20 protein-coding genes are annotated in these 19,003 nt (G+C 54.8%); 13 read left to right on the top strand and 7 right to left on the bottom strand.

The genetic code is table 11. From position 1 onward, the window contains the following. Positions 1-157 precede the first annotated feature (157 nt). Positions 158-1,840, top strand: a complete 1,683-nt coding sequence (locus ACN0UH_RS05095) for a 2-isopropylmalate synthase (RefSeq protein ID WP_417661028.1) — start codon at positions 158-160, stop codon at positions 1,838-1,840. 115 nt (positions 1,841-1,955) lie between these two features. On the opposite strand, the gene ACN0UH_RS05090 is transcribed toward ACN0UH_RS05095, so the two are convergent. The 3 genes from ACN0UH_RS05090 to ACN0UH_RS05080 all read right to left on the bottom strand — a co-directional run bounded on the left by ACN0UH_RS05090 (position 1,956) and on the right by ACN0UH_RS05080 (position 4,045). Beyond that, a complete protein-coding gene (locus tag ACN0UH_RS05090; protein ID WP_417661027.1) occupies positions 1,956-2,339 on the bottom strand; it encodes a cupin domain-containing protein in 384 nt (127 codons plus the stop codon). Positions 2,340-2,410: 71 nt separating this feature from the next. After that, positions 2,411-3,235, bottom strand: a complete 825-nt coding sequence (locus ACN0UH_RS05085) for an AraC family transcriptional regulator (RefSeq protein ID WP_417661026.1) — start codon at positions 3,233-3,235, stop codon at positions 2,411-2,413. Between the two features lie 156 nt (positions 3,236-3,391). Further along, a complete protein-coding gene (locus ACN0UH_RS05080; protein WP_417661025.1) occupies positions 3,392-4,045 on the bottom strand; it encodes a TetR/AcrR family transcriptional regulator in 654 nt (217 codons plus the stop codon). 90 nt (positions 4,046-4,135) lie between these two features. Here ACN0UH_RS05080 and ACN0UH_RS05075 point away from each other — a divergent pair, with 90 nt between their 5' ends. The 4 genes from ACN0UH_RS05075 to ACN0UH_RS05060 all read left to right on the top strand — a co-directional run bounded on the left by ACN0UH_RS05075 (position 4,136) and on the right by ACN0UH_RS05060 (position 7,250). Continuing rightward, positions 4,136-4,762: an NAD(P)H-dependent oxidoreductase gene (locus ACN0UH_RS05075; RefSeq protein WP_417661024.1), complete on the top strand. Its 627-nt coding sequence runs from the start codon at positions 4,136-4,138 to the stop codon at positions 4,760-4,762. Between the two features lie 665 nt (positions 4,763-5,427). Further along, positions 5,428-5,730: an ArsR/SmtB family transcription factor gene (locus tag ACN0UH_RS05070; protein WP_417661023.1), complete on the top strand. Its 303-nt coding sequence runs from the start codon at positions 5,428-5,430 to the stop codon at positions 5,728-5,730. A 153-nt stretch (positions 5,731-5,883) separates the two neighbouring features. Then, positions 5,884-6,873 carry a zinc-dependent alcohol dehydrogenase family protein gene (locus ACN0UH_RS05065; RefSeq protein ID WP_417661022.1) on the top strand — a complete coding sequence of 330 codons (990 nt, stop codon included), beginning with the start codon at positions 5,884-5,886 and terminating at the stop codon, positions 6,871-6,873. A 29-nt stretch (positions 6,874-6,902) separates the two neighbouring features. Beyond that, complete coding sequence (locus tag ACN0UH_RS05060; RefSeq protein ID WP_417661021.1) at positions 6,903-7,250, top strand: antibiotic biosynthesis monooxygenase family protein; 348 nt, start codon at positions 6,903-6,905, stop codon at positions 7,248-7,250. A gap of 322 nt (positions 7,251-7,572) precedes the next feature. Here ACN0UH_RS05060 and ACN0UH_RS05055 read toward each other — a convergent pair whose 3' ends face one another. Continuing rightward, complete coding sequence (locus ACN0UH_RS05055; protein WP_417661020.1) at positions 7,573-8,235, bottom strand: tetratricopeptide repeat protein; 663 nt, start codon at positions 8,233-8,235, stop codon at positions 7,573-7,575. A 368-nt stretch (positions 8,236-8,603) separates the two neighbouring features. Between ACN0UH_RS05055 and ACN0UH_RS05050 the strand changes: the two genes are divergently transcribed. From ACN0UH_RS05050 to ACN0UH_RS05040, 3 genes are all read left to right on the top strand, one after another. Next, positions 8,604-9,383, top strand: a complete 780-nt coding sequence (locus tag ACN0UH_RS05050) for a class I SAM-dependent methyltransferase (protein WP_417661019.1) — start codon at positions 8,604-8,606, stop codon at positions 9,381-9,383. Positions 9,384-9,794: 411 nt separating this feature from the next. Next, positions 9,795-10,241 (top strand): redox-sensitive transcriptional activator SoxR, encoded by a 447-nt coding sequence (gene soxR, locus ACN0UH_RS05045; RefSeq protein ID WP_417661018.1) that lies wholly within the window; start codon positions 9,795-9,797, stop codon positions 10,239-10,241. An 89-nt stretch (positions 10,242-10,330) separates the two neighbouring features. Then, entirely contained in the window at positions 10,331-10,756 is a 426-nt protein-coding gene (locus ACN0UH_RS05040; RefSeq protein WP_417661017.1) for a RidA family protein, read from the top strand. A gap of 442 nt (positions 10,757-11,198) precedes the next feature. On the opposite strand, the gene ACN0UH_RS05035 is transcribed toward ACN0UH_RS05040, so the two are convergent. Then, positions 11,199-12,128: a LysR family transcriptional regulator gene (locus ACN0UH_RS05035; RefSeq protein WP_417661016.1), complete on the bottom strand. Its 930-nt coding sequence runs from the start codon at positions 12,126-12,128 to the stop codon at positions 11,199-11,201. Between the two features lie 101 nt (positions 12,129-12,229). Here ACN0UH_RS05035 and wrbA point away from each other — a divergent pair, with 101 nt between their 5' ends. The 4 genes from wrbA (at position 12,230) to ACN0UH_RS05015 (ending at position 15,578) form a co-directional block, all read left to right on the top strand. Next, complete coding sequence (gene wrbA / locus ACN0UH_RS05030; protein WP_417661015.1) at positions 12,230-12,856, top strand: NAD(P)H:quinone oxidoreductase; 627 nt, start codon at positions 12,230-12,232, stop codon at positions 12,854-12,856. Continuing rightward, on the top strand, positions 12,856-14,058 hold the full coding sequence (locus tag ACN0UH_RS05025; RefSeq protein WP_417661014.1) for a CynX/NimT family MFS transporter: 1,203 nt from the start codon (positions 12,856-12,858) through the stop codon (positions 14,056-14,058). Before wrbA ends, ACN0UH_RS05025 begins: the two co-directional genes overlap by 1 nt. Positions 14,059-14,229: 171 nt before the next feature. Next, a complete protein-coding gene (locus ACN0UH_RS05020; RefSeq protein WP_417661013.1) occupies positions 14,230-14,496 on the top strand; it encodes a hypothetical protein in 267 nt (88 codons plus the stop codon). Positions 14,497-14,714: 218 nt separating this feature from the next. Then, on the top strand, positions 14,715-15,578 hold the full coding sequence (locus tag ACN0UH_RS05015) for a hypothetical protein (protein WP_417661012.1): 864 nt from the start codon (positions 14,715-14,717) through the stop codon (positions 15,576-15,578). Positions 15,579-15,875: 297 nt separating this feature from the next. Here the strand turns inward: ACN0UH_RS05015 and ACN0UH_RS05010 are convergent, their stop codons facing one another. Both ACN0UH_RS05010 and ACN0UH_RS05005 read right to left on the bottom strand, forming a co-directional pair. Continuing rightward, the gene (locus ACN0UH_RS05010; RefSeq protein ID WP_417661011.1) at positions 15,876-16,112 is read right to left on the bottom strand and encodes a hypothetical protein; all 237 of its coding nucleotides are present in this window, start codon (positions 16,110-16,112) and stop codon (positions 15,876-15,878) included. A 138-nt stretch (positions 16,113-16,250) separates the two neighbouring features. Beyond that, positions 16,251-16,748 (bottom strand): hypothetical protein, encoded by a 498-nt coding sequence (locus ACN0UH_RS05005; protein ID WP_417661010.1) that lies wholly within the window; start codon positions 16,746-16,748, stop codon positions 16,251-16,253. A gap of 427 nt (positions 16,749-17,175) precedes the next feature. On the opposite strand from ACN0UH_RS05005, the gene ACN0UH_RS05000 reads away from it, so the two are divergent. Then, positions 17,176-18,960 (top strand): GspE/PulE family protein, encoded by a 1,785-nt coding sequence (locus tag ACN0UH_RS05000; protein ID WP_417661009.1) that lies wholly within the window; start codon positions 17,176-17,178, stop codon positions 18,958-18,960. Positions 18,961-19,003 lie beyond the last annotated feature (43 nt).

Genomic DNA, 19,003 nt, shown 5'->3' with positions numbered 1-19,003 from the left:
ACCCTCGCTAACGCTACTCGCCCTGAGCCTCGGCCGGGGTCTGTCGCCACGTGTTTGGCGGCGACTTGCGATCTCCCCCAGATCCCGACCTTAAACAGCCCGCCATGGCGGGCAGGGGAGATCGACACCAACCGTTTTCCCGTTCGAGGTCCGACCCATGCTCCGTAATCCGCAAACCAAGTACCGCCCCTTTCCCGCCATCGACCTGCCTGATCGTCGCTGGCCTTCACGCCGTATTACTCAGGCGCCGGTGTGGCTGTCCACCGACCTGCGCGACGGCAACCAGGCGCTTTTCGAGCCGATGAGCCGGGAGCGCAAGCTGCGCCTGTTCAACGAGCTGGTGCGACTGGGATTCAAGGAGATCGAGATGGGCTTCCCGGCCGCCTCGCGCACCGACTTCGAGATCATCCGCCAGTTGATTGATGAGGGCGGTGTTCCCGATGACGTCACGCCCATGGTCATGACCCAACTGCGTGGCGACCTGATCGACGAGACCGTGCGCGCCGTGGCTGGCGCGCGGCGGGTGATAGTGCACCTTTACAACGCCATCGCCCCTGTGTGGCGGCGCTTGGTGTTCGGCCTCTCGGTAGACGAAGTCGAGCAGTTAGTGGTACGCCACGTGCAGTTACTCAAGGATAAAGTAGCCGCACACCCGCAGACCGAGTGGGTGCTGCAGTACTCTCCGGAAACGTTCTGCATGGCCGAGTTGGAGGTATCGCTGCGCATGTGCAACGCAGCCATCCGTACCTGGGATGCTGGCCCCGACCGGCCGATCATCATCAACCTGCCAACCACTGTGGAAGTGGCGACGCCAAACGTCTTCGCCGACCAGATCGAGTGGATGCACCGGCGTCTTGAGCACCGTGAGCACGTGGTGCTTTCAGTTCACCCACACAATGATCGCGGCACCGGTGTAGCCTGCGCCGAGCAGGCGCTGCTGGCTGGCGCACAGCGCGTGGAAGGCTGCCTGTTCGGCAATGGCGAACGCAGCGGCAATCTCGACTTGGTAACCCTGGCATTGAATCTTTACACCCAAGGCGTCGACCCGAGCCTCGACTTCTCCGACATCTCCGGCGTGGCGCGGGTTGCCGAGGCCTGCACCGGTTTGCCGATCCACCCACGCCATCCCTATGTCGGCGATCTGGTGTTCACCGCCTTCTCCGGTTCACATCAAGATGCCATCGCCAAAGGTTTTGCCGCACAGGACCCGGAGGGTCTGTGGGAAGTGCCCTACTTGCCGATTGACCCCAAGGACCTCGGACGCACCTACGACAGCATCGTGCGAGTCAACAGCCAGTCAGGCAAAGGTGGAATAGCCTACCTGCTGCAGCGTGACCACGACGTGTTGATGCCGCGACGGATGCAGGTGGAGTTCAGCGCTATCGTGCAAAAAATGGCCGACAGCAGCGAGACAGAACTGACCAGCACCGAGCTCTGGGAACTGTTCCAACGCACCTATCTGGCTCCCGCGCGCCCCGGTGGAGACCTAGTCTATATCGGCCATCAGCTGTTCGAGGACGAAGCCCGTCAGGGTGTAGTGCTGGAGATCGCGCTGCCCAACGGCCGCCAACAGCGTCTGCAAGGCATGGGCAACGGTCCGATCGACGCGGCAGTCGCCGCCCTCGGCCTGCCCATCCGCGTCGACGGCTACGAAGAGCGCAGCCTGGGTGGTGGAGCTGGAGCCCAGGCTCTTGCGCTGGTCGAAGTGGCTTGGCCCGGCATGGCTGGCTCACGCTTCGGTGCCGGTAGCCATGCGAATATCGTCGTTGCCTCGATCCAGGCGCTGCTCGTCGCGGTGTCACGCTTCGATGACGGACAAGCGCAGCTGACCGTCCGCTGATCACTTAGCAAGAAGTTATCCCAATAGCGCCTCCACTTTCGGCCAGCAGACATTGTCCGTCGCTGACCGAAAGTGGCGTGTCACCAGCACTAAGAGCAGTGCCCGCACCACCGAATCAGATCCATAGGTCGTTCACAGCAGTTCGTTCACCACCCTGGTGGCCAGTGTTCAAAATGCCCCGTGGCTCGATCATCATTAGCTTCGCTTCACCATGTGCAGCAGTTCGGTGCTCCACGCCCCTTGGTACGACATATAGCTCCCCTGGCCTCACATGAACACAGCCTTCAGCTAGATCGATGCGCAAGACACCTTCCAACACAAGAAACGCCTCGTCAGTCTCCGGATGCGAGTGCCAGATAAACTCACCCTCAATTCGCACGACCTTAAACTGATACTCGTTCATTTCGGCGACTACCCTCGGGCTCCATTGCTGCTCAATTAGCAAAGCCTTCTGCAGCAGGTTGATGGGCTGGGTTGCTTGGTGATGGGCGTCAGTCATGACAAATCCTCTAAGGTCGGAGTGGTCAGCCTATAGAGGAGAAAAGCGGCGCTCTTGTACGATCCTGCAAGTCAGTACCTAAGACGCAAACGTTCCAGCCAGCGCAAAGGCGACACACCATAGCTGCGGGTAAAATGTCGAGTCATGTGGCTTTGGTCATGAAAGCCGGCAGCCAGCGCGGCATCCACCAGGGGAAAGCCGTCCAGAGCCAGGCTACGAAAGCGATCCAAGCGGCGCAGGGTGACAAAGCGATAAGGGCTGGTGCCGTAGAGCATGCGGAAGTCACGTGACAGGCTCCAGCGTTCGCGACCGCTGGCCTGCTCGAGCATTTCCAGGGTAATACTCAGGTGTAGGTGCTCCATAATGAAAGCCCGGGCACGCTCTGCTGCGGGGTAATCCAGCAGCTTTCGGCCTCGCGGCTTACCCGCGACAGCCTGTAATGCAATCGCTAGGTCATACAGTGCGTCCTGCTCCTCTAGCGCTTCCAGAGGATGGTCAAGCGCTTGCACGAACGCTTCGCTGGCACGGTACAAGCGAAGATCGCTCGAGAGTCCACCGGCTATGAAGGGCAGCGGTTGTCCGCGCAGTACGCTCTGGATCAACGCCGGATCTACGTAGGCCATGCGGTAGCGGAAACCCGCGTTGGTACCGGCCATGCCGTCATGCAGTTCGTCAGGGTGTAACACGAGCGTATTGCCAGGAATACCGTGACGCAGAGTCCCCTTGTAGTTGAAGCTCTGCACGCCAGCGAGGGTTCGTCCGATCGAGTAGGTATCGTGGCGATGCGGATCGTAGCCATGTCCTCCGAACCATGCCTCGATACGCTCCACACCATTGGCTAGAGCGCTCCGAATGACCCAGTCACAGGGGGCTTTCGGGTTTACTTTACGATCCATGAGGGGGCTCCCGGTCATGTCAGCTACTGCGGGCAACTACCAGAATACTTCGACAATACTAAAGTGCTCGCCTTCAAGTGTCCGGTATTAGCCGAGTCTGCGTGAAAACGTATTCGATCCACAGAAAAGGACGAAAGCAGCCACTCGCTATCAGCTTCAAGTACGCTCTAACGTTCGACTTGGCAATTCCCCTCGCGCGTTCCTTTCCACCATTGCAACGATCACGTCCAACAACTCATCCTTGGCCTGTTCGGCTGTAATCTCGCCGCTGGCTGCAGCCCCTGAAAGTGCTTCGGCAGCCCCCAGCATCGCGTGCAGGCTGGCCAATTTCAGTTCGCCGGTACCCACGAAGGGCAAAAATAGCCTGTGGCATTTGTTCAGGAAAACCGCTTCATATTCGCGTTTGGTTTTTTCCAGCTCCGGCGTGCTGGCCAACGCCGCAATAACGCCAGGGATCTCCCGGCCTTGGAGTAGCACACAGTCGACATAAGACGAAGCGATGACCGTGGCCCTGCTCAACAAGGTCGGTTCGCTAGCCTGCACTGCGGCGTCCATGATTGATGTCTGACGTTGATCGAAGTCTTTGTACAGCGCAGCGAGCAATCCAGGGCGGGTTGAAAAATGGTCATAGACCACCGGTTTAGTAACCCCGGCCTGTTCGGCAAGCCTACCGAGCGTGAGCGCTTCGGTGCCTTCATCGCTGACTATTTGCCAGGCCACGTCGAGCAACTGGCGAAGTCGTTCCCCCCTTGTCAGCCGACGACGCGGCTTGAGCTTCCCGTCAACATTGCCCTGCTTAGTGATTGACATCGCTATATACCATTAGTAACTTAAAGATGTAAGTTACTAAAAGTATATAGCCGCCTTTCTTGCGGTTCAATCTACTCAGGAGGTTTCGACATGCACACACTCATCGTTGTCGCTCATCCAGAACCTGAATCACTGTCTCACGCCGTCGCTGCGCAAATAGCCAGAGGCATAAACCTGGCAGGTCAAAAGCACACGTTCGAGGTTGCCAACCTCTCACAGGAAGACTTTGACCCCCGTTTCACCGCGGCTGACCTGGCCGTACACCGCCAAAAAGCACTGCCCTCTGCCGATGTGCGAGTGGAGCAAGCCCGAATCGACCGAGCGGATGCTTTGGTACTGGTTTTCCCCGTTTACTGGTGGTCCATGCCCGCGCTTATGAAGGGGTGGATAGACCGTGTGTTCTCGAACGGCTGGGCATTCGACTTCAGTCTGCAAAGTGGGCTGATCAAGAAGCTGTCGCACTTGAGCGTTCACTTGGTGGGTATTGGCGGCGCCGATACGAAGACCTATGCCAAGCATGGCTATGCGGCGGCAATGAAGGCGCAAATCGATCATGGGATATTCGACTACTGCGGGGCTCAGGTGATGACCTCGAAATTGCTATTGGATAGTGAAACCGCTGACTCGGGCCAGGTGCTGCACGCAGCCGAGCAGATCGGCCGTGAAATCTCAGCGACGATGAGCACGCCAGTATCATTGTCCGGAGGCTTGCAATAACGCTAGGAAGGGCGACTGGCCGGCCTGGCAGGCCAGTCGCCGTAAAATGAAACTATCACACCCGAAAGCCGAGACGGATAGCGATTCCTGGGTTGCTTTCATCCTTCTATGTGGCTCAAAAGCGCTTTAAACAGTATCGGCCAAAAGCGGGCATCCAGAACCGTCTGCGCATTGCACCACACTGCTGGCAATCAACAGAAGCGGCGAACCAAGCTCTTCGCCGTCCATTCGGACGACGCGCTGACGCGAAGCAACTTCAAGTCATTCGCTCTACTGTCGCAGTGCTTAGCTGGGCGCTTCTGCCATTTCCGCAATATATAGCTCACCCTAGGCCTTCATTGCCTCCAAGGTCTGAGCTAGAGATTGCCCGCGATGTATCAGAATGTCTGGCCGCTGGGGCCTATACACCAGAAATCGGGAAGAGGTTCGGCCTGAACAACATTATCCAGGCCCATTAAGAAGCGATGGAGTCAGGCTAGATCGTGGGCAAATCATCATTGATGTTTCAAATGACTGTTTAAGCCAGCGGCTAGGGCCGCTCAAGAACTTCATAATCTTGGCCGGCCCCCGGTTGTTCTCTACAGGCAACAACTCTCGAACTACATCCCAGACGAGCGGTTGATTCCTGTATTGACATATCGGTAAATCTCGATATTATCCAACCCATGGAATTGATCGAAGTATTCAAAGCCCTCTCCAACCGCACGCGTCTTGAAATCCTCAAGGGGTTGAAAGATCCGGAGAAAAACTTCCCCCCACAAGATGAAGGGGACGTTCATACGGTCGGGGTTTGCGTAAGCAGCATTCAAGAAGGCGTCGGCCTGTCGCAATCGACGGTGTCCGATTACCTGGCGACGCTGCAACGAGTGGGCCTGGTCGAAGTCCGTCGCATCGGGCAATGGACCTACTACAAGCGCAATGAAGCAAACATCAGCGCTCTTGCCGAGATCATAGGCAAGGAGCTGTAATTTTTTATCGATGGCACATCGATAAATCCCGATATTCCGTTTTATCGAAGAGGACATTCAAAATGGATTGAGCCAAGAGAAAAACTCGTAAATTTTTTGCCGTTGCATATCGAAAAATACCGATATCTCTTTTTACAGAAACAAGGATCTACAATGAAAGCGCAAATACTTAAATCATTTGGTGGCCCAGAAGCGTTCGAGCTGAGCGACGTACCCAAGCCAGTGCCAAACGCTGGAGAAGTTCTGGTGCGGGTACACGCAACCTCTATCAATCCGTTGGATTTCCAGGTTCGACGTGGCGACTATTCCGATTATGTGCCCCTGCCGGCCATTACCGGGCATGACGTGTCCGGCGTTGTTGAAGCCGTCGGGCCGGGTGTGACGAGCTTCGTGCCTGGCGATGAAGTCTGGTACACCCCGCAAATTTTTGACGGCCCTGGAAGTTATGCCGAGTACCACGTTGCAGCCGAAAGCATCATTGGCAAGAAGCCTTCAGCACTGAGCCATCTCGAAGCAGCCAGCCTGACCCTGGTTGGTGGGACAGCATGGGAAGCATTGGTCGTGCGTGCGGCACTCAGGGTTGGAGAAAGCATCTTGGTCCACGGCGGCGCGGGAGGCGTTGGCCATGTCGCGATCCAAGTTGCAAAAGCCATGGGCGCCAAGGTGTTCACCACCGTACGCGAAGCAAACTTTGAGTTCGCCCGAAGCCTGGGTGCCGATGTGGTCATCGACTACGAGAAAGAAGATTACGTCGACGCCATTCTGCGGGAAACCGGTGGCAACGGAGTCGATGTGGTGTTCGACACCATCGGCGGCAATACATTGGCGCGTAGCCCCGACGCACTCGCGCAACTTGGCCGCGTGGTCTCGATTGTGGACATTGCCCAGCCACAAAATCTGGTGCAGGCCTGGGGCAAGAACGCCAGTTATCACTTCGTGTTCACCAGACAAAACCGCGGCAAGCTCGATGAGTTGAGCGCTTTGGTCGAGCGCGGTCAGCTGCGACCGCATGTAGGCGCTGTCTACTCCCTTGCCGATATTGGCCTCGCCCACGCCCTGCTGGAGAGTCGCAACAATGGTCTCCGGGGAAAAATCGCGATTGCAGTCGAGCCACAGGCTCATCTCGTCAGCGCGAATGTTTAACCGTTGAACTCAAATTGAGAGGATGTCCCATGATTTATGAAATCGCTCTGCTTCCCATTCACAAAGAACACATTGAAAGCTTCAGACAAGCCTTTGCAGAGGTCGCGCCTTTGCTCAGGCGCGCAAAGGGTTACGGCGGGCACATGCTCGCCCAAGGGATCGAAACGCCCGAACGATTCAACCTGATTGTGCGCTGGCAATCACTTGAGGATCACAAGAGCTTCGAAGCGGGTGAAGACCATCAGGTGTTCATGGAACGTTTAGAGCAATACTTCGCGGAAGAACCGACGGTCTACCACATTGAGGGCGCCGCTTTTGCGACGGGAGAAGATGATGATCAACACAGCTTTTTTGACAGGGTGTTGCCAGCGTCTTAGGCGGTTTAATGGCTTTAAACAATTGGTCGCGGTAAGGAATATACAAGCTTGATGTGGCTAATTTGCAGTGATCGCGATTTGACCTGACAGTCCTGCGTTGACGTCTACGACTGGCAGGTCAAATTCAACTTTTCGGTGCGATGATTTTATTGCGGTCAAGCTAAATAGGCACTGATCAGTGACTAGATCGATTGGCTACTCTTGGCAGGCTGCAGCCTTTCGGGATGGGCCGCGCTAGGTCATTCACCACCAAGCGTGATCGACTAGCACCGCTCAAGAGCCTCATAACACTGGTCTGTCCCTTATTGGCGCGCGCTCAAGCCTATTGCGATTCGCCGCCTGCGGTATTCGTCGTGGTTTTCAAGTATTGGTCCAGCGGTTTCAGCAGATTTTGGGCTTGGCCCAGTTCAGCCGAAAGTGCTTGGGCTGTCGTGACCATGTTGGTGGTTAACCCCTTGGTCGCTGCAATGTTCCTTTTGGCATTATTTGCGGGCGAGTTATCCATGGTTGCCGACAGTATAAGCAGCGCCAGGCCGAGATTTTTGTCCACCTTCACACCATCGCCACGCATATAGAGCATGCCAAGATTACCGACAGCTAACGCATCGCCTTGCGCTGCTGCCTTGCGATACCACTGATTGGCCTGCGCATAATCCACGGCAGTGCCACGACCGTTTTCATAAAGCACACCGAGATTGAATTGCGCGTTGGAGTTGCCTTGCTGCGCAGATTTTTCGTACCAACTAAGGGCTTGTGTTTCGTCCTTGGTGACCCCGATGCCCTGCTCGTACATGAGCGCGACATTAAACTGGCCATCGGCGTTGCCTGTGTCCGCAACGGCGCTAAACTCCTTGAAAGCCAGCGGCAAGTCACCGGCTTGATAGGCCGCAACGCCCTCCTCCAAACCGGCTTGCACTGGCCCGCTCAGGAAGCTGAAGATCGTCACAAGCGCTAGGGCCGTGACGGGCTGAAGTACTCGACTCATCGCTATCATGTGAAAGACTCTGGTTAGTTGGTTAAGACCGCTGACCTATAATTAACACGTCTGATGGCAACCAGAGGCAGACTAGGGTTGGGCCTGTTACGGTTTAATCCTAATCTATCCAGCCTCCACCATGCCCTTTCTCTGACCTGCATCCCGCAAGCCAGACAATGTTCTACGAACAACGACTGGGTTCGTTCCGCGCCGTTCCGGCGTTACTGACCCACCGTGCTACGCCATGTGCACCAGGATATGTAGCATTCGCAAAGACGGCTGTCGTAACGCATCGTTTGCTCCTTTGTTTCTGATACTTGGCAGAAAGCATCAACTCATGATACTTATAAAGTTACATGAGTTTTGAGGGCTGCGCGATGCGCGAATTTGAGAATCCTGATCACTGGGACGTTGCAGCAAGGCACTATCAGAAAACGGCGCACCCCTTCACTGCACATTTCGCAGAGGCGGCGCTCGCACGGATCTCGCTAACGCCGGAAAGCCGCGTGCTGGATGTCGCGACTGGCACCGGGGCCCTTGCATTTGCAGCCGCACGAACTGGCGCACAGGTGCTGGCAACGGACTTTTCCCCCGCAATGGTGGCTTGTGTGAAGAGCGCAGGACTTCCCAATATAGAGGCCCGGGTCATGGACGGCCAATCGCTCGACCTGCCAGATGCAAGCTTCGACGCGACGTTCTCGATCTTCGGTGTAATCATGTTTCCTGACTGGCGCAAGGGCCTAGCCGAAATGCAACGCGTCACTGCCATCGGGGGATACGGCATTGTCGCAACGTGGCAAGAAATGGGGGCGGCGACGTTTCTTTTATTGGGGAATGTCAGGCGAAAGCTTTTCCCGGAGCGCGAGGGAATGTCGATGCCCGAGGCAGTAAAAGCGTTGAGCAACACATTGGATTTCGCCCGCGAACTGATCGCCGCCGGATTCCGGGCCCCTGTCATCGAGAGCGTGACACATGCCTATCAGTTGGATGTGAAGTTGCTCGACACGCCTGAAACACTGTTTGGAATGTCGCCCGACTGGACGAGCCTGACCGATACGGAAAAGGCAGCAGTAATTGCGCACGTCAGGGAAATGGCAGGCAATAATCCTGTCTTGCCCATTCCATCTACCGCGTTGATCGCGGTTGCGCAGCGATAACAATCAGTACCTGTCGAACGATGAGAAGAACATCGAGGGGCGGCTGGCTTAAAAACTCTAAGATAAAGGCAGATATTGGCCGTTTTCCGCCGATCATGGCCACGAAGCGGGCTGGTTAAATTTCATGCAGCAAACTGCGGCATCGACATGGAAACTACACAGGCTGGCATTACGGTAGCTGGCTACAAGATTCGACAGCCGTGCGCACCTTTGCCGCTTTCGTCAACGTTGACCCAAAGCCATCGCTGAAGACCCCGGCGACGTGGTCAAGTCTTACCACAAATTTTGGTACCTGGGTCAGGTACAACCCATGCACGTGGCTGCCGCACAGGCGCGATCTCGCGTAGTGCAATGTGCGGCTGTTAGGCTAGCGGACTTCACGATTTTGATGGATGTAGGCTGGAGCGAAATATGGTCAAAAGCTTGAGAATGCTCTCGGTCGGCGAGGTTGCGCGGCGTGCCGGGGTGGCTGTTTCAGCGCTGCACTTTTACGAAAAGAAAGGTCTGATCGCTAGCGTCCGCACCAGCGGAAATCAGCGTCAGTTTCCGGCGCACGTACTCAGATACGTCGCCGTAATCAAGGTCGCGCAGCGCGCAGGCATCTCACTGAAAGAGATCAAACAGGCGCTTGATGCTTACCCGTCAAACAGCAAACTGGCGGCTGGCCAATGGCGCGATATTTCGTCGCACTGGCGAGACAACCTCAACGAACGAATCATCATGCTCACGCGTCTTCGCGACGAGCTGGATGGCTGCATTGGCTGCGGTTGTCTGTCGCTCGAAGACTGTCCGCTACGAAACCCGGCCGACAAGTTCGGCGAGCATGGCCCGGGGGCTGGACTGCTGGAGCGTGATTAAGCGGCAGGCACAGATTCGGCAAAAACGGGCTTGACCTCAACATATGTTGAGGTCTGACGATACGACTTCATTCAATTGGAGAGTCCGTTATGCCTTCAGACATGTCATCGCCCGCGTTCACCCTGTCCAACCCTGCCGGCCTTTACGACCCGACGGACAACGCCTATTCGCACGTCGCTCAGGTGTCCCTCAACGCGCGGATCGTGCACCTCGCCGGCCAGGGTGGACAAGACCGCGAGGGCCATCTTGCGCCAGGCTTTGCGGAGCAGGTCCGGCAAACAATCGCCAATGTAGAGATCGGCCTTGCCGCGGCCGGCGCTACGCTCAACGACGTGTATAAATTAACCATACTGGTGGTCGATCACTCCGAGTCGCGCCTCGCCGAATGGGCTGCCGAGGCAAAGCAGGTCTGGGGCTCGCACCTGCCTACCTGCACACTGATCGCTGTTCCGCGGTTGGCGCTGGACGGTATGCTGGTGGAGGTTGAGGCGATTGCCGCACTGCCGGCGGTATAGCTGGGAATGCCATCCTGAACCGACGTTGATACGGTTAGTGGGTATGATTCGTTCATGCCCACACCCCTGCCCAACCTCCGCGACGATGCTCAAGCCCAGGCGAAACCGTGGTCTTGTTCGAAGGCATACGCAGGTTATGCAGTTGGCTGGCATCTACCATCAGCAATTTCGGTGGAGTTCAATAGTTTCACGACTCGTTGAGCTTTTAGGGTGTCGATCGTAGATCGCCTCGCCAATCATTGCTCAAGTTCCATCAGGCGTGCCGTGGTCGCGTGCTCAAACGCCAGGTACAGCGCCTTGATACTCGGTGTGGCCCTCTGTTGCGTTGGCGCCTGCGCTCTGCTTGTATCTGGTCATGACGCGAACGTCTAATCGGGGTGACACGTTTGCCTTGGGCGGAAACTGAGGTGAGCTTACTCTGAACACCCCGTCATATGAGGATCTACGTCGTTGGAATGTGGTCACTGCCCGAGCTGAGTTCTGCCAGGACTTCGGCTAGTTTACGGGCGGCAGGCCCCATTGGCTCGTCGAGGCGGTGAGCCAGATAGGCCTCCGACACGATTTCACCCTTGCGCCCCAACGAACTAGTCTCCAGCCGAACAAGTCGGCCTTCACTCAGGTCGCGCGCAACCAACCAAAGCGGAAGCCGCCCCCAACCGACGCCAGCAAGGATCAGCCCATGCTTAGCATCCTGGGTACTCACGCGGCAGGTTTGTGGCGAGAGGACACCGAAATCGCGACCTTTTGAAACCTCAGAGGGATCGGATAGGACAACTTGCAGATGATCGGCAAGGTCCATAACGCCAATATTGTGGCTGATATCCTGCCTCGCCAGCGGATGCTCAGCGGCAACCACCGCAACTTGTGCAACTGAACACAAGGCCTCGAAGGTGATGCGCGGATCGCGAAAATCTTCGCCGACCATGATAGCAAGGGTGCAGCGCTTTTCTTTGAGGGCAAGCAACGGGCCGCCGAGAGGCTCAATCGCAACTCGAAATGTGACCGAAGGGTAAGTCGCCCGCACCCGGGTGATCGCCAAGCCCACCTGCTGGATCGGAAAGAGTGTGTCGACGCAGATTGGTAGTTCTAACTCCAGGCCCTCGCCAAGCCCGCGCGCCTTCGCCCGCAGCGCATCGACGCGCAGCAGAATGTCCCGCGCGTTGCTGAGCAGCACTCTTCCTTCGGGCGTCAGCACTGGCCGATGCCCGGAACGGTCGAACAGCAATACGCCGAGTTGCGCCTCCAGATTGCCAATGGCGACGCTCACCCCAGACTGCACGCGATACAGCTTACTTGCAGCCGCGCGGAAACTGCCACTGTCAACAACGGTGACGAACGTGCGCATTTGATCGAGGGTAAGCGCATCTAACATGATCACTCCAAATGATCGACTTGATGCAATTTATATCACTTATAGAGAACAGTTAAATAGAGCACGCTTAGCCCACTTAGAAAAACCTAGTGAGGCAAAAAATGATCAAGTTATTGGTGCTCTATTACTCATCCTATGGCCACATCGAAACCATGGCGGCGGCAGTCGCAGAGGGCGCACGCCTCGCGGGCGCGGCTGTAGAGGTAAAACGTGTTCCCGAACTCGTGCCTGAAATAGCTGCCAAAAAATCGGGTTACAAGATGGGCCAAAAAGCTCCGGTCGCCACCACTGCCGAACTGGCCGACTATGACGCGATCATCATCGGCACGCCGACCCGATACGGCAACATGGCCTCACAAATGAAGAACTTTCTCGATCAAACCGGCAGACTCTGGTCCGAGGACAAGCTCGTTGGCAAAGTGGGTAGCGTCTTCGCCTCGACAGGCAGCCAGCATGGCGGCCAGGAAACCACCATCCAGTCCACGCACACCGTACTACTTCACCTCGGCATGCTCGTGGTTGGCCTACCTTACAGCTTCAAAGGTCAGCTGCGAATGGACAAAATTACTGGCGGTACGCCCTATGGAGCCTCGACCCTGGCCGACGACGGTGAAGGCGGCGATCGCCAACCAAGTGACAACGAGTTGGATGGTGCCCGTTTTCAAGGGCGGCATGTCGCCAAGATTGCCCTTGCACTGGCTGCCGGGCGAAAACAAGAGGCGGCGTAATGGTTGACCCCGCGCACACCTCAGAACCCATCTCGACGGACTGGGCCAGCGTATATCTGATCGTCAGCGCCGGCATCGTGGCAGCGCTCCAGGTGGGAAAAGCGGTCATCGCGGCTCCCATGCTGCAAACGGATCTGGGAATTGGCCTTGCAGGCATTGGTTGGCTGACAGGGGTTTTCGCTGTTCTGGGACTGATCGGCGGCATACCAACCGGCGCCCTGGTCGGGAGTTTAGGTAGCCGGCGCATTCTGAGCTTGGGCCTGCTTACCACAACCATTGGTGCGGCGTATGGTGCTGTAGCCACACCCTTGCCAGCGCTCTTGCTATCGAGAGTCGTTGAGGGCGCAGGCTTCCTTCTGATTACAGTTGCGGCTCCATCTATCCTTGCTCAGGTTACCAAGCGCTCCGATCGCGATTTCGCCTTCGCCCTCTGGAGCTGCTTTATACCTGCGGGTATGGCAATCGCCATGCTCGCAGGGCCTCTATTCGATAGTTGGCGCACGGTTTGGTGGACAAGTTGCGGGATAGCCTTGGTAGTTTGGCTCTTGGTGCCTGTTGTCATCCCCCTTACCGGCGAGCGGCAGGCTTGGTCATGGCTAAATTTGAGTCAGCACGCAATTGATGTCTTCAAAGCCCGTGAGCCAGTAGTGCTCGCCGCTATGTTCGCACTCTATAGCCTGATGTTTTTCGCCCTGTTTAGTTTTCTGCCCGTGCTTCTCATGGAGCGCATGGATGTTACGCACAGGAGCGCCGGTTTATTGAGCGCACTCGCGACAGCAGCGAATATCCTCGGCAATCTTGCTGCGGGCGTTCTACTGTCGCGTGGAGTAAAACGGTCTGCCCTTCTGGTCGGCGCAAGTCTGACAATGGGTATCACCAGCCTCGGTATCTTCCTGCCGGTGTTGCCGGATACGGCCACCTTCATTCTCTGTGTCGTCTTCTCGGCTGTGGGTGGGCTGATTCCCGCAACGGTTCTATCTGCTGCCCCGATTGCAGCGCCGGTAGCAGGTCTTGTGCCGGTAGTCCTTGGTCTGATTATTCAAGGCAACAACCTTGGTCAGATCATAGGCCCCATTGCTATCGGCAGCGCAATACAGGCGTATGGCTGGAATTCGGCCGCATTCTTAGTTGCCTGCGCGGCACTTACAGCCGCCACTGTCGCCATGACGCTGGGCCGTACGCCGCGAAGTGCGTCGCTGTAATGCATACGGTAGCTTCCGCCCCCTCAGCAACGACACTATTTTTGCGGCGCACAATGAGTAGGACACTCGCGTTCTAGCTGAGGTATTCGGCAGTAAAAACCTCATAATCGAGGTCTGTTCCCGGTTTTTATTCAGACCCACATCCTAACAGACGGAACTATTTTTCTAACTTTGCAAGCAATGTGGGAAGGTGGTATTAGAACTAAAGCTTTGAGCAAAACAATCACAGAGGCTGATTTTTACTTTGCTGAACAGCGTGTGGCGATTTTTGTTGATTCTGTAGCTCATCATTCTTCTGAAAAAGCCATAGCTAAAGATAAAGCAATAGATGACAAGCTAGAAGCTATAGGAATACGCAGTATTAGAATTTCGGGTCCCGATATCATGAATTCGCCGATAACTTGTGCTCAGCGTGTCTTCGATATCATCGAAAATTAGGTATAAAAGGTATTTAAGAGTGATTCCCAACGCTTGGCATTTTCAGTTCATGGTTGGGTTTCGTGTTTAGGGTGCAATGGTTTGGGTTTGGTGGCAGCGTTGCTCGCACCTCAACGCGGCGTTAAAAGCACCAGGGTGACCAAGCTCATGAAAGGTGAAATTTGAATCATTACAAGAACAGACTGATATGCTTCTTAGATGTCCTGGGCTTTTCGGCGATGGTCGAAAAATTGGGAATCGAAGAGATTTATAATAAATATTCAGAATTCGTCGATGTTGCAAGAAATAAGGTTTTTTTTGGAGTGCCTGAGGACTACGAAGGGCCTAGCAACAATTTTGAGATATCTGAAATTGTTTCTGACTCAATACTTTTGGTTTCCTATGATATCGATAATGTGGCTTCTGTTAATAATTTCATAGGGTCCATTAATTTCTTTTTAGAGCTAGGTCTGAAAAATGGCTTTATGTTTCGTGGGTGTGTCAATCAAGGTGATATCATTTTTGATAAAGAGAGAAGTATATTTTTAAGCAATGAGTTTAACGAATTAGCAAAGTATGAGCCGAAAATAAATGCTCCAGTTTGCGTAATCTTTGAAAAAGCTAAAGCTACGGTCGTGTCCTCTTTATTTGGTGATGAAGTATCCAGTCGTGGAGTAGCTCCCTCGAAGTCATTGCCCGTTATTAAGTTTAATGTTCCTTTAAAAGACAACAAAGAAGAGTCATTTTGGTGTGTTAATTACACATACTTTTGCAATCAAATCCATCTGAGTAATGCGATGGAATATCTGGAAGGTGACCCCGTAAAGAAGAGCAGTTTTATTCTCTACATTGAATTCCTTGGTGCATTGCCAGAAGATAGGCTGATTCCTAATGAGGTTAATAGTGATGGGAACTTCGTAAAGGTTATGAAAAGCAGGAGCGGAATGCGAGTAGCAATCACGAATGGGGTTGGCGACATCGTCCAAACGCCTATTCAATGGGGGTTTCCTCAGGTATTCATTAAGCCGCCAGAAGAAATAGAAATGAAAATAGATCCAAAAACCGGAAAAGTTAGTTTCAAAGCAAAAGGGCGATGGTATTAGGTTGGCTTCAAGAGTTAGCGTAATAACTTTTAACAAGGCGCTGTTGTCGGATTAATTTTTCACTGCGCTACAAATTGGCCGCAAACGCGACGTTAAATGGCGTGGCGAAGTGTGAGTTGTCCTTGGTGCCGTAGTCACTAGATGACCGCTCTTGGCCGCTCTCTGCCAGTCGTGACCAACTGGAGTCGCCCAAGAGTTTCATAATCGTGAGCTGCCCCTATTGCCCCCTAATTTTTCCGACGCGTTGAGCTGTGTTTGACGTATGTCAGCGCAGGCAGATATCTGACCATGGATTAATCATTCCCAGCCCAGTTTTCTGTAGAGTGTTTTGTCTTGTTCAGGAAAGTCAGTCAGGTATTTGCCCCACTGCATGTACGCATAATACTTAGTCATCGCCTCGAAATGACTTTCAGCCTCGACCTCCCAAATAAGTTTTGCTTCTGAATGCATAAGCGCACGCGCACTATCACCGTGAGCACCAGCTAGACAAAAGGTCTGACAACCATCAGGCTCCTGCCAAAGTTCATGATTCATCTTCGAGTTTCAGTTTTCTAAGGTTGTTATGATGCCCCAAACTCTGACGGCTCGTTTTGCTAGAAGAAACTGAATACGAACGCCGACTTTTTCAACAGAATCGGCCGAAAGCAGACAGCCAAGTCAAACTCCCCACTTTTAAGTACGAGCGCCTGAAGGGCTGCGGGCATTTTTCTTTTGCAGGATGATTGATGCTTCATCGTAGGCCACCTGAAAGGCGTCGCCACCGATCCATTCAACTGCCGTGTCTTCGTCTTCATCGTGGAAGATCCCACGATAGGTGATCAGCAGTCCCATCATGAAGTCGGTGGCTGAGTCTTGCGCTTCCTCGGCGATCACCAGCTCCAACACTGGGTATTGCAAAAATACCAGGCACATCGCGAGCAAGCTGATGCCTTCGCCATATTTCATCGCTTCAAACAGGTCGTTGAAATGCGCGGGGTCGAAGCCGTTTTCTTCGATGTCTTTGAAGTCGAAGGTGCTCAGGTCGATCTCAACATCATCGAACGGCTCGTCGATCAGCGGATTGGCCAGCACCGGATGTATGACATTCGGCTTAGCCTTGCCCGAACGGTTTTGCTTGGCTTTTGCTTTGGCCCGCTGGGCGCGTTTTTGCTGTTTATCTGGCGAGGCCATAGCGGAGAATTCCTAGTTCGGTGCAGCCATATTCATGGCCCGGGATAATCGAAGGCACATTGTAAACAGTCTGAGCAGAGTTCGGCGGCCAGAGGGCGCAGATTTATTTCAGGGCTTAAGCATTTGCCGCTCGCCCTTCACTGCTCGCCAAATCTTGCTCACTGGCCAACTCACATATGCCTGCGCAGCACGGTTCATAAATACCCCAATAACGATTACTGAACCTTTAACCTGCATTGCTCAAGCAATGTTGTTGAGCAACGCGCTTTCGAGCATTCTAGGCGACAGTTCTACACACAGTGCCTGAGCCACGCCAACAGCACAGGTTCGCGCAGCCGACTACTCTACAGAATCAGTAGCGGCTAGCTGACAAGCTCGCCACTTGGCTTCAAGCTAGGTGCATCATGAAATGACTGCAGGAAAATCCATGTCCGTAATGACTTCGTCCACACCCGACCGCGTTCTTGATCTCGGCGACCTGCTGCGTGAGCTGGTTACGCAAGGCCGGGTTGATCAGGACAACGCCGAACAGTGTCTGGCGATCCGGCGCAGTGCAGTCAAGAACCAACAACACCCGCTTGAATTCCTCGCCGCGCAACAGCTCGACGACTTAGCGCGTCCGGGCAAAAAGCTTGACCTGGAAAGCCTGACAACATGGCTGGCGGAATATGCCAACCAGCCGTATATGCGCATTGATCCGCTGAAAATTGATGTCGCCGCGATCACACCGCTAATGTCTTACGCCTTCGCCCAGCGGCACAAAATTCTCGCGGTAGCGGTGAATCAGGAAGCGGTCACAATCGCCAGCGCTCAGCCGCTGATGCGCAGCTGGGAAGATGACTTGCGCCATGTACTCAAGCGTCCCATCAAGCGTGTCGTGGCCAATCCGGTCGATATCCAGCGCTTCACCGTCGAGTTCTATCGACTGGCCAAGTCGGTTACCGGCGCCACTGCGGTGGACATGAAAGTCAGCGGCACCGGTAACTTCGAGCAACTGCTCAACCTTGGTGCGCAAGACCAGGAGCCCGACGCCAACGATGCGCACATCGTCAATATCGTCGATTGGCTGTTTCAGTACGCTTATCAACAGCGCGCCAGTGATATCCACATTGAGCCACGCCGCGAGCAGGGCAGCGTGCGCTTTCGTATCGACGGCGTGCTGCACACGGTTTACCAATTCCCTCCGCAGGTAACGATGGCGGTTGTCAGCCGCTTGAAAAGTTTGGGGCGGATGAACGTTGCCGAAAAGCGCAAACCCCAGGACGGCCGGATCAAGACCAAAACCCCGGATGGCGGCGAAGTCGAACTGCGTCTGTCGACCATGCCGACCGCATTCGGTGAAAAGCTGGTAATGCGGATTTTCGACCCGGAAGTTTTGCTAAAAAGCTTCGACCAACTGGGTTTTTCGGCAGACGATCTAAAGCGCTGGACCGGCATGACCGGCCAACCCAACGGTATTATTCTGGTCACCGGCCCGACCGGTTCGGGTAAAACCACCACGCTATACACAACCCTCAAGCAGTTGGCCACCGATGAAGTAAACGTCTGCACCATTGAAGACCCAATCGAAATGATCGAGCCGGCCTTCAATCAAATGCAGGTGCAAAGCAACATTGATCTGACGTTCGCCAGCGGTGTGCGCTCATTGATGCGTCAGGACCCCGACATCATTATGGTCGGCGAGATTCGTGACCTTGAAACCGCTGAAATGGCGATTCAAGCGGCGCTTACCGGGCACTTGGTTCTGTCCACACTGCATACCAACGATGCACCCAGCGCGATCACCCGCTTGCTTGAATTAGGCGTACCGCATTACTTGCTCAAGGCAACATTGCTCGGGGTTATGGCGCAACGCTTGGTGCGTACGCTTTGCCCACACTGCAAAACCCCGCAGACGCTTGATGAAAGTGACTGGCAAAGCCTGACCAAACCCTGGAATGCACCGCTGCCAACTGGCGCGCATGCAGCCGTTGGTTGCCTGGAGTGTCGCGATACTGGTTATCGCGGCCGGGCCGGGGTTTACGAAATCATGCTGCTCAATGACGGTATGAAGTCGCTGCTCAGTGCCGAAACAGACCTTGTCACTCTGCGCCGTCAGGCCTTCAAGGAAGGCATGCGTAGCCTGCGTTTATCTGGCGCGCAAAAAGTGGCCGCCGGACTGACTACGATTGAAGAAGTACTGCGGGTAACACCGCAAAGTGAGCAACGCTAACGCAACGCATCTCAACAACAATAAGGCAGCGCTATAAAGCTGA

The sequence above is a fragment of the Pseudomonas sp. genome (assembly GCF_048265905.1).
In the GTDB taxonomy this organism is placed as follows: Bacteria; Pseudomonadota; Gammaproteobacteria; order Pseudomonadales; family Pseudomonadaceae; genus Aquipseudomonas.
The sequence above is the reverse complement of the archived record's forward strand: the minus strand, read 5'-3'. Positions and strand labels throughout refer to the sequence as shown.

Excerpts from the sequence above, each read along its gene's own strand:
- ACN0UH_RS05095 (WP_417661028.1), top strand. The coding sequence starts at position 158 with ATGCTCCGTAATCCGCAAACCAAGTACCGCCCCTTTCCCGCCATCGAC.
- ACN0UH_RS05090 (WP_417661027.1), bottom strand. The coding sequence starts at position 2,339 with ATGACTGACGCCCATCACCAAGCAACCCAGCCCATCAACCTGCTGCAG.
- ACN0UH_RS05085 (WP_417661026.1), bottom strand. The coding sequence starts at position 3,235 with ATGGATCGTAAAGTAAACCCGAAAGCCCCCTGTGACTGGGTCATTCGG.
- ACN0UH_RS05080 (WP_417661025.1), bottom strand. The coding sequence starts at position 4,045 with ATGTCAATCACTAAGCAGGGCAATGTTGACGGGAAGCTCAAGCCGCGT.
- ACN0UH_RS05075 (WP_417661024.1), top strand. The coding sequence starts at position 4,136 with ATGCACACACTCATCGTTGTCGCTCATCCAGAACCTGAATCACTGTCT.
- ACN0UH_RS05070 (WP_417661023.1), top strand. The coding sequence starts at position 5,428 with ATGGAATTGATCGAAGTATTCAAAGCCCTCTCCAACCGCACGCGTCTT.
- ACN0UH_RS05065 (WP_417661022.1), top strand. The coding sequence starts at position 5,884 with ATGAAAGCGCAAATACTTAAATCATTTGGTGGCCCAGAAGCGTTCGAG.
- ACN0UH_RS05060 (WP_417661021.1), top strand. The coding sequence starts at position 6,903 with ATGATTTATGAAATCGCTCTGCTTCCCATTCACAAAGAACACATTGAA.
- ACN0UH_RS05055 (WP_417661020.1), bottom strand. The coding sequence starts at position 8,235 with ATGAGTCGAGTACTTCAGCCCGTCACGGCCCTAGCGCTTGTGACGATC.
- ACN0UH_RS05050 (WP_417661019.1), top strand. The coding sequence starts at position 8,604 with ATGCGCGAATTTGAGAATCCTGATCACTGGGACGTTGCAGCAAGGCAC.
- soxR (WP_417661018.1), top strand. The coding sequence starts at position 9,795 with ATGGTCAAAAGCTTGAGAATGCTCTCGGTCGGCGAGGTTGCGCGGCGT.
- ACN0UH_RS05040 (WP_417661017.1), top strand. The coding sequence starts at position 10,331 with ATGCCTTCAGACATGTCATCGCCCGCGTTCACCCTGTCCAACCCTGCC.
- ACN0UH_RS05035 (WP_417661016.1), bottom strand. The coding sequence starts at position 12,128 with ATGTTAGATGCGCTTACCCTCGATCAAATGCGCACGTTCGTCACCGTT.
- wrbA (WP_417661015.1), top strand. The coding sequence starts at position 12,230 with ATGATCAAGTTATTGGTGCTCTATTACTCATCCTATGGCCACATCGAA.
- ACN0UH_RS05025 (WP_417661014.1), top strand. The coding sequence starts at position 12,856 with ATGGTTGACCCCGCGCACACCTCAGAACCCATCTCGACGGACTGGGCC.
- ACN0UH_RS05015 (WP_417661012.1), top strand. The coding sequence starts at position 14,715 with ATGGTCGAAAAATTGGGAATCGAAGAGATTTATAATAAATATTCAGAA.
- ACN0UH_RS05010 (WP_417661011.1), bottom strand. The coding sequence starts at position 16,112 with ATGAATCATGAACTTTGGCAGGAGCCTGATGGTTGTCAGACCTTTTGT.
- ACN0UH_RS05005 (WP_417661010.1), bottom strand. The coding sequence starts at position 16,748 with ATGGCCTCGCCAGATAAACAGCAAAAACGCGCCCAGCGGGCCAAAGCA.
- ACN0UH_RS05000 (WP_417661009.1), top strand. The coding sequence starts at position 17,176 with ATGTCCGTAATGACTTCGTCCACACCCGACCGCGTTCTTGATCTCGGC.